Origin of the sequence: Roseateles depolymerans (genome assembly GCF_003387155.1) — a bacterium.
GTDB classification, from domain to species: Bacteria; Pseudomonadota; Gammaproteobacteria; order Burkholderiales; family Burkholderiaceae_C; genus Roseateles; species Roseateles depolymerans.
The window spans coordinates 1,460,976-1,472,774 of sequence record NZ_QUMT01000001.1; the positions used below are offsets into that span (position 1 = coordinate 1,460,976).

The window sequence follows — 11,799 nt, forward strand, 5'->3', positions numbered from 1 at the left end:
CAGCGGTGACCGGCAGATTCATCACCTTCGAAGGCATTGACGGGGCCGGCAAGTCCACCCACATCAAGCGCGTGGCGCAGCATCTGCGGGAGCGCGGCGCCAGCCTGGTCCAGACGCGGGAACCCGGCGGCACGCCCCTGGCCGAATCCCTGCGGTCGCTGTTCCTGCAGCAGGACATGGACGGACTGACCGAAGCCCTGCTGGTGTTTGCCGCGCGGCGAGACCATGTCCAGCGCGTCATCGCGCCGGCGCTGGCGCTGGGTCAGACGGTGCTGTGCGACCGCTTCTCCGATGCCAGCTTTGCCTACCAGGGCGGCGGACGCGGCATGGACTGGCAGGTGTTGCAGACGCTTGCCGGCTGGGTGCAGCAGGGCCGCGAGCCGGACCTGACCTTCTGGTTCGACGTCGAACCGCAGGTGGCAGCGCAGCGCCGCGCGCAAGCCCGCGAAGCCGACCGGCTGGAACAACTGGACCTGGACTTCTTCACCCGGGTGCGGGCGGCCTATGCCCGCCGCGCCGACGAGGCACCGATGCGGTTTGTGCGCATCGACGCCGGCGACAGCATCGAGGGCGTCGGCCGTCAGGTCCTGCAGGCCCTGGAGAACCGGGGATGGTGACCGCAGCCGTGAGCGACGATACCGGCGACATCACCGCCCTGGCCCGGGACGGTCAGTTGCCGCTCCCTTGGCTGGCGGGCCCGCTTCAGCAGGCGCTGACCCAGGGCCGCAGCCATGCGCTGCTGCTGCAGGGGCCGGCTGGCGTGGGTCAGTTCGACCTGGCGCTGCTGCTGGCGCAGGCCTGGCTCTGCGAACAACGCACCGCCCCGGATCAGCCCGGCTGTGGTCGCTGCGCCAGTTGCCATCTGCTCCGGTCCCGTTCCCATCCGGACTTCATGGTGGTGCTGCCGGAAGCCCTGCGCGAGCCGCTGGGCTTTGGCGCGATGGAGGCTGAAGGCAGCGAGCCCAAGGCCAGCAAGACCAAGCCCAGCCGCGAGATCAAGATCGAGTCCATCCGGCAGGTGCTGTCATTTGCCCAGGTCAGTGCGGCCCGGGGCAAGGCCAAGGTGGTGGTGGTCTACCCCGCCGAGGCGCTCAATACGGTGGCGGCCAATGCACTGCTCAAAACGCTGGAGGAGCCGCAGGGCCTGCTGCGCTTTGTGCTGGCCAGTGCCGCACCGCAGCAATTGCTGCCCACCATCCGCAGCCGGTGCCAGCCCCTGCAAATGGCCTTGCCGGCGCGGGATGCAGCGGTGTCGTGGCTGAGCGGGCAGGGCGTGGCGTCTGCGGACGTGCTGCTGGACGCCACCGGGGGCCGCCCCCAGGAGGCGCTGCTGTGGAGCGAGGAGGGCATTGCCGCCAAGACCTGGCTGGAGCTGCCCCGCCGGATCGCCCGCGGCGAGGCGCAGGCGCTGACCGATTGGCCGGTGCCCCGTGCCATCGCCGCCATGCAGCGGCTGGTGCACGACCTGATGCGGATTGCCCACGGCGCGCCCCCCAGCTACTTCCCCCGGGACGCGCTGCCCAAGCTGCCGGCGGTGCGCGCCGCCCTGGACCAGTGGGCCCGGACGCTGCAGCAGGCTGCCCGGCATGCGGAGCATCCGCTCAATGCGGGCCTCCTGATGGAATCGCTGGTGGCCCAGGGTCAGCAGGCGATGCGGCCGGCGCGGTCCTGAGTAGGCTGCCGGACGCCGTCCGGCCCGAATTCGTGACCCCTTGTGGCGATTGTTGCCATCTGATGCCAATTGCTTGGCGTGTGGCGCATGGATGAAGCGTGCCGAAGCCCCGCGGGCGCTTGCAGACCGCTAGACTTCCGCCATGAGCGAACTTACCCTCAAGCCCATGAGCGCAGCCCCGAATGGCCCTTCGGCTGCCGGTGCCTCCGGCGCCCCCGCTGTCGCCCCACGGCCCAGCGTGATCCAGCTTGTGTTCAAGGAAAAAGGCGCTTTGTATGCGGCGTACATCCCGATCTTCTCCGAAGGCGGCGTGTTTGTGCCCACCACCCGGGACTACAAGCTCGGGGATGACATCTATCTCCTGATGAGCCTGCCGGAAGACGCGCAGCGCTATCCGGTGGCGGGCAAAGTGGCCTGGATCACCCCCGCCAACGCGCCTGGCGGCCGTACGCAAGGGGTGGGGGTGCGCTTCCCGGGGGACGAAAAAACCCGGGTCATCAAGCTGCGCATCGAGGAAGTACTGGGCACGGCCATCTCCTCGGCCAAGCCCACGCAGACCATCTGACGGCGGCCCGCCAAGGGCCGTTCGTTCCCCCCACATTCGCGATGTTCATCGACTCCCACTGCCACCTCAATTTCCCCGAACTCAAGGCCCAGCTTCCGCAGTTGCTGGACGCCATGGCCCAGGCGCGGGTGGTGCAGGCGATCTGCATCAGCACCACGATGGACGAGTTCTCCGAGGTCAAGGCGCTGGCGGACGCGCATGCCGAGCTGTTCGCCACCGTTGGCGTGCATCCGGACACCGAGGACATGCGCGAGCCCACCCTGGCGCAGCTCATCGCCGAGGCGGAGCATCCGAAGGTCGTGGCCATCGGCGAGACCGGTCTGGACTACTACCGCCTCAACGGCCGCAGCGTGGCGGACATGGAATGGCAGCGGGAGCGTTTTCGCACCCACATCCGCGCCGCCCGGCAGACCGGCAAGCCGCTGGTCATCCACACCCGCTCCAGTGCCGAGGACACGCTGCGCCTGATGCGCGAGGAAGAGGCCAGCCAGCCCGGCGGGGTGCTTCACTGCTTCACCGAGTCCATGGACGTCGCCCGGGCCGCCCTCGATCTGGACTTCCACATTTCCTTCTCCGGCATCGTCACCTTCAAGAATGCTGCCGATCTGCGTGAGGTGGCCCGGATGGTGCCGCTGGATCGCATCCTGATCGAGACCGACAGCCCCTACCTGGCGCCGGTGCCCTACCGCGGCAAGACCAACCAGCCGGCCTACGTGCCGCATGTGGCCGCGCTCATCGCCGACCTTCGCGGAATGCCGGTGGAAACGCTGGCCGGTCACTGCACCGCCAACACCCGCCGTCTGTTCAAGCTGCCCGAGCCGGCTTGATCGCCCACTGACGGCGGCCTGACCGCGTACAGTCCGGTCAGGACATGAACCGGCGCGGACAGCGGCTCGTCGCGGCCGCGCCTTTTTCGAAAGGTACAGAGATGGCAGTCAAGGCAGGGTTGGCCGCAGGGCGTGGCACCGTGGGGCGCGCGGCGGACGCGGCGGGCGTGCTGGGCGTGGCAGGTGCGACAGGTACGGCACGCGCGGCGGGCAAGTCTGGAAGCGCTGCTTTCGTCGCGGCGGCCAGCGCGGTTGCTATGGCCGGACTCATGGCGCTGGCGAGCCCCGCAGCCATGGCGCAGTCGGCGTCGGAGCGGGGCGCGGCCGCGGCGTCGCGCGCCGCTTCGCCCGCATCTGCGGCCACGCGCCAGCCTTCACCGCCTCTGCACGAGGCCGCGAAGTTCGACCATGCCGGCGAGGTGATGAAGCTGCTGCTGGCCGGCACCGACCCGAATGTTCGGGACGCCCAGCGCAATACCGCCCTGCACATCGCCATCCGGGAAGAGTCGGAAAACGCCATGAACGCCTTGCTGAAGGCGCCGGCCACCGACGTCAATGCGATCAACCAGGCCGGAGAGACTCCGCTGATGCTGGCTGCCATCAAGGGCCGCCTGCCCTGGGTCAAGACCCTGGTGGCCCGCGGTGCCCACGTCAACGAGGCCGGGTGGACTCCGCTGCATTACGCCGCTTCCGGGCCCAACGAAGCGGTGGTGCGCTGGCTGCTGGAGCAGGGGGCCGACCTCAATGCGCGGTCGCCCAACGGGACCACGCCGCTCATGATGGCCGCCGGCTATGGTGGGCTCAGCAGCGTGGAAGTGCTGCTGGCCGCCAATGCCGACGTGCGTTTGAAGAATGACGTGGGCCTGACGGCCGCGGATTTTGCACGCCGTGCCGGTCAGGACGATTGGGCCAAGAAGCTCGATGAGATGGCGGCCAAGGGGGTTCGCGCCAAGGGGCATCCGGTGGAGCCGTCGAATGCGTCGTCGAGCCCGTCCTCGAGTGTGCCGGCGAGTTCGTCGTGAAGTAGGTCACCAATGGCGGCGGATTCGCACCCTCGCCGCAGCGGCTGTTGTGCGCCGTCCGCTGTCACGCGGCTAGGAGTTTGTCTGACAACGCGTTTGGCGCGGGGCCGACTGGGCCGCACGGCCGTCGACTCCTACAGTTCACCTCACGCTGAACTGCACCCACGGAGCCGCACCATGCACACCGCCTTCCAGGAATTCGCTGCCAACCCCTTCGCCATGCTGCTCGATCCCGAGGGCGTGGCCCAGGAGGTCGCCCGTTCCGAACGCCTGCAGCGCCTGCGCAGCCAGGTGTACCGTCCCCTGGACAAGCCGCTGATTGCCCACCGCGGTGCGGCGGACCTGGCCAGCTTCGATGAAGAAATCGACGGCGCCGAGCTGAGCGACGCCGACCTGTTGCCGCTGGACGGCGACGACGCTAATCTGGGTCTGGCTGCCTGATCACGGGGAGGCGGCCACCGGCACCCGCTGTCGGCGCTGTCTGACCTCCGGTCCCGCCAGCCGACTACAGGCCCCAAGCCCCGGTTTTTCTAGCATGTAGCCAAGAAGTCCTTTCATGCCAATGCATGCAAACGTCTTGGGAGATCATCATGCAAGCCTCGAACTTTCCCGCAGTGTTCCTGGCACTGCTCCTGCCCGCAACGGTCGCGTTCGCCGAATCGGCGCCGACCGGCGAGGGTGCGCCGTCCTCCCTGGACGACCGCGTGGAGCTGAGCGGACACAGCCTGGCCGATCGCGTTCATGCCCAGCCGACTCGCCGGGTGAGCGTGACCCAAAGTGCGGCCGAACCCTTGGCCACGGCAAACCTGCCTGGTGCCACCGGCAGCTGGTACGGCCGCTCGCCCACAGCACGCCAGACCATGGTGTGGGGCCAGCCCTTTGCCGGTAACGGCCTGCGGGTGGGACTGGGTGTGGAGCAGCGCGGAGCGGCCATCGGCGGCGGGCTCTACCAGAACCCATACCGCGGGTGGCGGGCCGGTGCCGCCGGTGACTCCGGCGTGCTGGTCGGGCTGGCATTGCCGATGACGGCGCGCTCTCATGTCTTTGTCCAGACTCCGCTGGTGGAAGGCGAGCGGAGTGCCTATCAGGACCTGAATCTCAACGGTGCTGAGTCTCAGGGCCGTCAGGTGCGGGTGGGCATGGTGTTCAGCAGCCGCAAAGCCTATGCGGACCTTCGCAAGGGCTTGCGCATGGAGCTGAGCGGGCAGTCGTCGCTGGCGGTGCGGCCGCGGGGCGGCGGCAAGGTGGCGGTGACGTTCCAGAAGATTTTCTGAATGGCCATGGCGCTCTGGTAGCGCCCGAGATGGCCGGAATGGCCGGATTGGCCGAAATGGCAAAAATGGCTGGAACGGCGGCCCAAAGGTTTCAGCATCAGGCACACAAAACGGACTCTCGCGGGTCCGTTTTTTTTGGCCGCTTGCACCGGCATCCGTGCGTCTGAGCCCATTCTGGCTGGCGAGCTTCATCAGTGTGAAGCGGAGCTTTGCGCCGACCGCTTTCATGCATCAGGCGGTGACGCTAGCATTCAGGCGACTCCAGGAGTCCTTATGCCAGCACTCCCGCATTTCTTCGACGGTCCAGAGAGTCTTCGAGCCTGGTTCGCGGCCCACGGTGCGTCAGCCAGTGAACTCATCGTCGGGTTTGTGAAAACCCATACCGGCAGGGCGCCCTTGACCTGGCCCCAGTCCGTGGATGAGGCGCTTTGTTTCGGATGGATCGATGGGGTGCGCACCCGTATCGACGCCGACCACTACAAGATCCGCTTCACACCAAGGAAGCCCCATTCACATTGGAGTGCCGTCAACATCCGGCGGGTGGAGGAACTCGCAGCGCTGGGGCGGATGACGGAAGCGGGCTGGTTGGCGTTCTCAAAACGCGAGGAAGCGCGATCCCGTCAGGCGTCCTACGAGCAGCAGGAGTTTCCGGAACTGTCCGCTCAAGAAAAGTCTGTGTTTCAGCGCCATGCGGCGGCGTGGACCTTCTATGAGCAATTGCCGCCCAGCTATCGTCGTAAGGTGAATTGGCTGATCATCAGCGCGAAACGCGCAGAGACACGTCAAAAGCGTTTTGATGCGCTGGTGGCGGCCTGTGCCGCGGGTCGGCGCGATCATTGAGCGCTTGGCCTGGCGCGGATCCTCTGGATCACCGCGCCTGCGCAGAACGTCAACGACCAAAGGCGCTCCGAGGAGCGCCTGAACAGGTCGGCAATGTCTGCAAGGTCGGCCCGACCGGGGAAACGGGACTGTTGTTCGTGTTCTAGCCCGTTTCGCCGGTGTGCCTGCAGGTGGTTGCTGAAGCTCAGCGTCCACCCCCCACTGGGGTGTTCACAACAAGGGAATCAACGCTGGCTGTAACGAGCCTTGGCGGAGTTCATGCAGACGTCCTTGGCGTCACCGGCCAGGGTGCCGCACTTTTCGGAGGCCAGCTTGTAGTCGGCCTTGACGCGCGCTTCTTCAGCGTCGTCCACGGCTTCCGCCACCTTCTTGTTCATCTTCAGGTCGGCCTTGGACTTTTCATAGGCAGTCTTGGCTTCGCGGTTGCAGACGTCCTTGGCATCGCCAGAGCGGTCGTCGCAGCGTTCCTTGGCCACGTCGTAACGGGCTTCGTAGCGGGCTTCCATCAGCTTGGCCTCGTCCTTGCTGCTACCGGAGTAGTTGTATTCCAGCTGGGCGAGTGCAACCTTCTCGCGGCCCTTGGCTTCTTCGACGCAGATGTCCTTGGCATTGCCGGACAGCTTGTCGCAGGCTTCCTTGTCCGCCTTGTAGGTCTTCTTGATGTCATCCTTGGCACCGTCGTAGACCGACTTGGAGAAATTGGCCGCCTGGGCCATGCCACAGCACATGGCGGCGGCAGCAAACAGGGCAGTGAGGGTGGGCTTGTTCATGGTTGTCCTATCCGTGTTGTTGTGAAACTTTGGGACGGTCGGGCGGCACCCCGAGGGATACCGGACCGACGGTCAGTTCGTTATTTCCTGAGCAGGCTCATCACGAAGGTCGCGACGGCCATGATCACGAAGACGAAGAAAAGAATCTTCGCAATGCTGGCTGCACCGGCGGCGATACCGCCAAAACCGAACAGTGCAGCGATCAGGGCAATGACGAAGAAGACGACGGCGTAGTGCAGCATCTGGGATCTCCTGGTGCGGCTCCGTGCCGCGATGGAATGAACTGTAGGGACTGGGCCGTTCCCTGCGGGCAGGTGTGAACCGCAAATGAACGTCGGCGGGGGAGGCGGTGCGTTGTAGGAGGGGGCCTACCTTCTGGGGGGACAAGGGGAGGGGACAGCTGCCCATGCGCAAGTGACGCGTCCACCGACGGGTGCTGCGCGTGGCTTCAAGAGATGGATTTGTCTATGCCGCCGGAGGGCGTTGTCGCATGGGAATGCCGCAGCGAAATGGCATTCAAAGGCCATATGTCGCTCGACCGACGCTCCCTAAAGTTCGCACGCATGTCGCTCGAGGCCGCAGGGCTTAACGGGCGATTCGGAGCAGCACTGCCGAGTGCGGTGGTCAGTCGCGCGGGGCCTTGGAGAGCCAAGGCGATGCCGTGCGGACGATGTCGCGTGGTGCGTGCTCTGGATGGTTGCAACCCTCTGAGCGCGAGCCATGAATAGACTTCAATTCCGGATTGTTTTCAACAAGCGGCACGGCCAGTTCATGACGGCGGCGGAGACGGTGCGAGGCCAAGGAAAGTCCAAGGGCGAGCGGCGAGGCCCCGCGAGAAGACGGCTACGGGCTGGCGCATTGCAAGGCATGACAGGAGACGATTGCCGTTCCGCAAGCAAGCCTCCGTTGCTGATTCCGGTCGCGGCCGGATTGGCCCTGGCAGCAGTGGCGACGGTCCTGATCGTTTCAGCGGGGGGAGCCCAGGCCGGTACACCGCTGCAAGCCGCGGCTTCAGCGGTGGAGCCGTCCCTTCGGTCTTCGGTCTCGCCAAAGGTTGCGCCGGTCGGCTCGCATTCACGCATCGTTGCTGACCCGTTCGCTCCCGGCTCTCAGCGGCCGACGATGTTGACCGCACCGAATGGCACGACGCTGGTGAACGTCCAGACCCCCAGTGCGGCGGGGGTGTCCCGCAATACCTACAGCCAGTTCAATGTCGGCGCCACAGGCGTCATTCTCAACAACTCACGGACGGACACGAGCACCCAATTGGGAGGCTGGCTGCAGGGCAATCCTTGGCTGGGAAGGGGCAAGGCGCAGGTCATCCTCAACGAGGTCAACAGCAGCGCGCCCAGCCAGCTCCGTGGCGATGTGGAGGTGGCGGGGCGTCGTGCGGAGGTAGTCATTGCGAACCTCTATGCGCAGCGGTCGGATGCGGAGGCTTCGGAAAGCTGGACATCCAACCAAACCATGAGTGCCGTGAAGCAAGTGGGAGATGTCCCACCAGTTGCCAGCCGCGCCGATGAAGCAAAACTTCATCAGTCGGCGGTAAACGGAGTCAAGATTGAGCTTATAAAGGTCCGCAACAACGTGATTGCTGCGTACCCCTGTGGTCGAGGCTGCACATCTCCCACAGATTTTGCGGGGCAACAACATGTTTGAAAAGTATTCTGAATACCTAAGTGGGGATTTTTCAGCTGATTATTGGTCAGATGAAGGAATTAGTTGCGCCACTACTTTCTTGAATAAGTTCGAAGATTCAGACTGGGCTTCACTTAAGAGCGTAGTTCAATATAAGCCGATTCCGTGGGTGATTCGTTGTGCGGAAACGCTTGGCGATGTTGAGGGAGTTAGTTCATTTGATGTACTACTTGAACTGACTGCCGTGGAAAACGACGAGGTAAAGATATCTGCCCTTGATTCAATTAACAGTCGTCTGTCTTTGGGTTTCGCTGTAGGCGAAAGTCTTGACAGAATACGATCCGCCCTCAAAGCAGCTAGGAGTTCGGCTGGTCCCGTAGCTTCTATTATGTTGGATTTGATGGAAAAGAGGTTGAGTCAGGGTTGAGGTAAAGGCACCGCCCCAATGCCTAACTTTCAAAAAAGATGAATTTTCAGCGCGAGGCAAAGCAGACTACGAGCTTCCCGAAGCAGACTTCAGCAACCGTCCCAGCGGACTCAATGAAACTACCCCAATTAAGATTAATTTGGCAAACCGCCAACGACAGTAACCTAGCGACTCATCTGTCAACCGGAGGTCCCAGCAATAAAAGCGTATACGGAGCGCATGCGGAAGCTGCTTTTCAAGCTGAGCTAAAGGCCATTGGGGCTTCGGAAGTGAACGCGGCGGTAGGGATCAATGGAGTACCCTTTCGCGTTCTTGTTTCATTGGATGGTTCCGGAGATGTTATGGGAACTTATTCACATCCAGGACAGTGAGCTAATGAAAGCATCATACCTGTTATCGCCAAAGTTTCCATTTGCTGAACATGCGGCATTTGCATTATCTGCCACGCTTGTCATTGGAGGTAGCGAAGGCTATTTCCGACCCGGAAAAGTTTTGATCCACATGACAGACCTAATAACTAAAGGCATAACCTTTGATTCGCAGCAATATACGGAACTGGGTAAATGGGGCAACCGCTCGGACAACATAAACTCAATCGAAGAAATTTCGGACGAATGCTATTTCGCTTGGGTTGATCAGAATTTCTGGAATTATGAGCCAAGCTTAAAGATATATACAAAGCCGCAGTTTATGATTTTATTTGAAGATTGCTGCCGAAATTTCATGGCATTAAATCCAGACCGAGCGGATGAATTTGCACAGGCTCTTTCTGTTAATGGGATGTCTCTGCTGGCAAAACCCGAAAAAGCCTGGCGCTATTTATCGTCTAAAAATTGGGGATAGCAAAGTGCACTTAATTATTGACGGTTCAATTATTGAGTCAGAAGAAGATTTGCACAATGCAATTGCAGACGGGCTTAATTTGCCGAGCTGGTATGGGAAAAACATAGATGCGTTATGGGACGCATTGACCGGCATGGTTGGGCGACCTCTGAAGATCACTTGGATCAACGCTGATCAATCGAAGAGAAGGCTGCCAAGATTTGAGAAATATCTTTCTCTACTCCAGGAAGTTGCTGAACAAGATAGGCAGCTTAAGAGGCCGGATTTTCTTAAGCTGGAAATTCGATAGTTACGCTCTTATTCGCGTTGGGCATGTTGACTGACTTGAAACCGGCCGCGGCTGCACGGAACGCGGAAGGCTTGGACCAGCCTGGATGCTGTGGCGTAATATTTATGATGGCAAACCAATGAGTTTCAGTTTCTTTTATTTTGGCTGCGATACCTTGACATCAATATTGGTGTGCAACGGAGGGCGGGGTGCCTGGAGACGTTGGTCTCTGATGGACCATGAGGGTCCGTTCTTCAGATTGGAGTATCTTGGATACCCGAAAAAGCGTTGTGTCTATCTCCCTCCGGATCTGCTAGAGATGCTCTACGAGAGGTTTGCCGCTGCAAATCCTAGTGGGGCGTTCTTGCACTCTGATTTCTCGGAAGGAGAGGATATCGCTCTAGAGCGCTATGGCGAGGAGAAGGTGGATGAGCTTTATAATCAAAGAAAAATTTTGTTCAGTGTGAATATGGACCTTTATGGTGAAGGCTATCCAAACATGCGTCAATATTTGCCTGAATTGTTTGAACCTGCCGTGATAGAGCGTTTGGCAAGAGATCCTTGGCTTGACTTCGATTTATTTGCAAAAGCTCAGGCATTGGGGGTGGAAAAAGGCGGTATTTCGCCAAATTTATGGGTAGATAGGGCCGCTCGATGGTCGCCCGAATGGCGTGAATATTGCGATAGGCTTCCGAAAATTGGTAAGTCCATTCGCTGAATTGCCCTTCTGATATCAGGGTTTGGTGGCGCACCATTGCTCAACCGTGATGAATTTCAATGGTTTTGTTTGTCCCGACTGCGGTCATGAATTGGTTTCAAAAACCGAGCTGAGGGTTTCAGGTTTATTTTGCAGTCATTGTGAATGGTCGGTGGTAACGACCTATTTTCCTGAAACGCTCAAAGATTGCACAAAATACAAGATTTGGGTCGAAAGCGCGGACTTTAAAAACGAGAGTCAGCTCAGAGTTGTGGCCAAGCTGCGTGGAATCAACTTATTGGCAGCGCGCGATTTACTCAAAAGGCAAGAGCGCTTTTTTGTCGCTGAGGGGTTTGCACAAGAAGTGTTGACAATCCAGGCAGATTTGCTAAGTGCACAAGTAAAAATATCAATTGAGCCGCCATTTCCATGGTAAATAAGGTTCATCAGGTCGCAGAGTTACTTCATTCCGTTCTCAAATCTCCCACGACTGGACGAAGCCGGCGCTATTTCCGGAATGGCTAAACCAAAAGGTTTGAAGTTATGAATATTATTCTATTGCCGCCAGGAGATTTAACTGCGAAAAATATGCTTCGGCAGTCTGATATCCCTTGTATTTCAATGGTTTCGGACACGTTTGAAATAGTGTTCGTGTCTCCACTGCCGGCCATGGTGGGTGAGGTTACGGGATGGGACAGGAAATTATTATCGGCTCGCGCGCCAGCGGGTGGGGGAGGGAAATATACACATCATCGCCCTTCTCTGATTTGCTTAGAGGCACTGGCGGACGGGCTTTTTAAGATCGTCAGCTTGAAGATGTTTTACGAATCCTTTGGTTGGCTGAAAATCCTGGAGGGCGGCGAATACGCAAAGCCCGGTCCCATTTGGGATGAAGACGTGTAAGTCCAAGTGCGATGTATACGCCCAATCTGGTTTGAAGCACTTGACCACTCGTT

At 60.6% G+C, this 11,799-nt stretch carries 16 protein-coding genes and 1 pseudogene; 15 read left to right on the forward strand and 2 right to left on the reverse strand.

Features of this window, described 5'->3' with window-relative positions; all coding sequences use genetic code 11:
- Positions 1-5 precede the first annotated feature (5 nt).
- The 8 genes from tmk (at position 6) to DES44_RS06535 (ending at position 6,200) form a co-directional block, all read left to right on the forward strand.
- Positions 6-617 carry a dTMP kinase gene (gene tmk, locus DES44_RS06500; protein ID WP_058935698.1) on the forward strand — a complete coding sequence of 204 codons (612 nt, stop codon included), beginning with the start codon at positions 6-8 and terminating at the stop codon, positions 615-617.
- Positions 611-1,672 carry a DNA polymerase III subunit delta' gene (holB, locus tag DES44_RS06505; RefSeq protein ID WP_083525689.1) on the forward strand — a complete coding sequence of 354 codons (1,062 nt, stop codon included), beginning with the start codon at positions 611-613 and terminating at the stop codon, positions 1,670-1,672. The genes tmk and holB overlap by 7 nt, the downstream gene beginning before the upstream one ends.
- 166 nt (positions 1,673-1,838) lie before the next feature.
- Positions 1,839-2,237 carry a PilZ domain-containing protein gene (locus tag DES44_RS06510; RefSeq protein WP_058935697.1) on the forward strand — a complete coding sequence of 133 codons (399 nt, stop codon included), beginning with the start codon at positions 1,839-1,841 and terminating at the stop codon, positions 2,235-2,237.
- Positions 2,238-2,278: 41 nt separating this feature from the next.
- Positions 2,279-3,064: a TatD family hydrolase gene (locus DES44_RS06515; RefSeq protein WP_058935696.1), complete on the forward strand. Its 786-nt coding sequence runs from the start codon at positions 2,279-2,281 to the stop codon at positions 3,062-3,064.
- Positions 3,065-3,165: 101 nt separating this feature from the next.
- Positions 3,166-4,086, forward strand: coding sequence for an ankyrin repeat domain-containing protein (locus DES44_RS06520; RefSeq protein WP_170156615.1), 921 nt, complete (start codon positions 3,166-3,168; stop codon positions 4,084-4,086).
- Positions 4,087-4,263: 177 nt separating this feature from the next.
- Entirely contained in the window at positions 4,264-4,527 is a 264-nt protein-coding gene (locus tag DES44_RS06525) for a hypothetical protein (protein ID WP_058935694.1), read from the forward strand.
- Between the two features lie 149 nt (positions 4,528-4,676).
- Positions 4,677-5,360: a hypothetical protein gene (locus tag DES44_RS06530; RefSeq protein WP_147306986.1), complete on the forward strand. Its 684-nt coding sequence runs from the start codon at positions 4,677-4,679 to the stop codon at positions 5,358-5,360.
- 273 nt (positions 5,361-5,633) lie between these two features.
- A complete protein-coding gene (locus tag DES44_RS06535; RefSeq protein WP_058935692.1) occupies positions 5,634-6,200 on the forward strand; it encodes a YdeI/OmpD-associated family protein in 567 nt (188 codons plus the stop codon).
- A gap of 224 nt (positions 6,201-6,424) precedes the next feature.
- Here the strand turns inward: DES44_RS06535 and DES44_RS06540 are convergent, their stop codons facing one another.
- Positions 6,425-6,970, reverse strand: coding sequence for a hypothetical protein (locus tag DES44_RS06540; RefSeq protein WP_058935691.1), 546 nt, complete (start codon positions 6,968-6,970; stop codon positions 6,425-6,427).
- Between the two features lie 80 nt (positions 6,971-7,050).
- Positions 7,051-7,212 carry a DUF1328 domain-containing protein gene (locus DES44_RS06545; RefSeq protein ID WP_083525687.1) on the reverse strand — a complete coding sequence of 54 codons (162 nt, stop codon included), beginning with the start codon at positions 7,210-7,212 and terminating at the stop codon, positions 7,051-7,053.
- 478 nt (positions 7,213-7,690) lie between these two features.
- On the opposite strand from DES44_RS06545, the pseudogene DES44_RS06550 reads away from it, so the two are divergent.
- The 7 genes and pseudogenes from DES44_RS06550 to DES44_RS24530 form a co-directional block, all read left to right on the forward strand.
- A pseudogene (locus DES44_RS06550) lies at positions 7,691-8,380 on the forward strand (two-partner secretion domain-containing protein); the annotation flags it as partial.
- Between the two features lie 241 nt (positions 8,381-8,621).
- A complete protein-coding gene (locus DES44_RS24515) occupies positions 8,622-9,035 on the forward strand; it encodes a response regulator transcription factor KdpE (RefSeq protein WP_147306987.1) in 414 nt (137 codons plus the stop codon).
- Positions 9,036-9,410: 375 nt separating this feature from the next.
- Positions 9,411-9,878 carry a hypothetical protein gene (locus tag DES44_RS24975; RefSeq protein ID WP_157592970.1) on the forward strand — a complete coding sequence of 156 codons (468 nt, stop codon included), beginning with the start codon at positions 9,411-9,413 and terminating at the stop codon, positions 9,876-9,878.
- 4 nt (positions 9,879-9,882) lie between these two features.
- The gene (locus DES44_RS06555; RefSeq protein ID WP_198164794.1) at positions 9,883-10,167 is read left to right on the forward strand and encodes a barstar family protein; all 285 of its coding nucleotides are present in this window, start codon (positions 9,883-9,885) and stop codon (positions 10,165-10,167) included.
- Positions 10,168-10,252: 85 nt separating this feature from the next.
- Positions 10,253-10,864, forward strand: a complete 612-nt coding sequence (locus DES44_RS24520; protein ID WP_147306988.1) for a hypothetical protein — start codon at positions 10,253-10,255, stop codon at positions 10,862-10,864.
- Positions 10,865-10,910: 46 nt separating this feature from the next.
- A complete protein-coding gene (locus DES44_RS24525) occupies positions 10,911-11,279 on the forward strand; it encodes a hypothetical protein (RefSeq protein ID WP_157592969.1) in 369 nt (122 codons plus the stop codon).
- A gap of 107 nt (positions 11,280-11,386) precedes the next feature.
- Positions 11,387-11,746, forward strand: coding sequence for a hypothetical protein (locus DES44_RS24530; RefSeq protein WP_147306990.1), 360 nt, complete (start codon positions 11,387-11,389; stop codon positions 11,744-11,746).
- The last annotated feature ends 53 nt before the right edge of the window (positions 11,747-11,799 follow it).

What these genes read in the sequence shown, in the direction of transcription:
- DES44_RS06520 (WP_170156615.1), top strand. Translation starts at nt 3,166, where the DNA reads ATGGCAGTCAAGGCAGGGTTGGCCGCAGGGCGTGGCACCGTGGGGCGC.
- holB (WP_083525689.1), top strand. Translation starts at nt 611, where the DNA reads ATGGTGACCGCAGCCGTGAGCGACGATACCGGCGACATCACCGCCCTG.
- DES44_RS06545 (WP_083525687.1), bottom strand. Translation starts at nt 7,212, where the DNA reads ATGCTGCACTACGCCGTCGTCTTCTTCGTCATTGCCCTGATCGCTGCA.
- DES44_RS24530 (WP_147306990.1), top strand. Translation starts at nt 11,387, where the DNA reads ATGAATATTATTCTATTGCCGCCAGGAGATTTAACTGCGAAAAATATG.
- DES44_RS24520 (WP_147306988.1), top strand. Translation starts at nt 10,253, where the DNA reads ATGCTGTGGCGTAATATTTATGATGGCAAACCAATGAGTTTCAGTTTC.
- DES44_RS24975 (WP_157592970.1), top strand. Translation starts at nt 9,411, where the DNA reads ATGAAAGCATCATACCTGTTATCGCCAAAGTTTCCATTTGCTGAACAT.
- DES44_RS06510 (WP_058935697.1), top strand. Translation starts at nt 1,839, where the DNA reads ATGAGCGCAGCCCCGAATGGCCCTTCGGCTGCCGGTGCCTCCGGCGCC.
- DES44_RS06515 (WP_058935696.1), top strand. Translation starts at nt 2,279, where the DNA reads ATGTTCATCGACTCCCACTGCCACCTCAATTTCCCCGAACTCAAGGCC.
- DES44_RS06535 (WP_058935692.1), top strand. Translation starts at nt 5,634, where the DNA reads ATGCCAGCACTCCCGCATTTCTTCGACGGTCCAGAGAGTCTTCGAGCC.
- DES44_RS06525 (WP_058935694.1), top strand. Translation starts at nt 4,264, where the DNA reads ATGCACACCGCCTTCCAGGAATTCGCTGCCAACCCCTTCGCCATGCTG.
- DES44_RS06530 (WP_147306986.1), top strand. Translation starts at nt 4,677, where the DNA reads ATGCAAGCCTCGAACTTTCCCGCAGTGTTCCTGGCACTGCTCCTGCCC.
- DES44_RS24515 (WP_147306987.1), top strand. Translation starts at nt 8,622, where the DNA reads ATGTTTGAAAAGTATTCTGAATACCTAAGTGGGGATTTTTCAGCTGAT.
- DES44_RS06540 (WP_058935691.1), bottom strand. Translation starts at nt 6,970, where the DNA reads ATGAACAAGCCCACCCTCACTGCCCTGTTTGCTGCCGCCGCCATGTGC.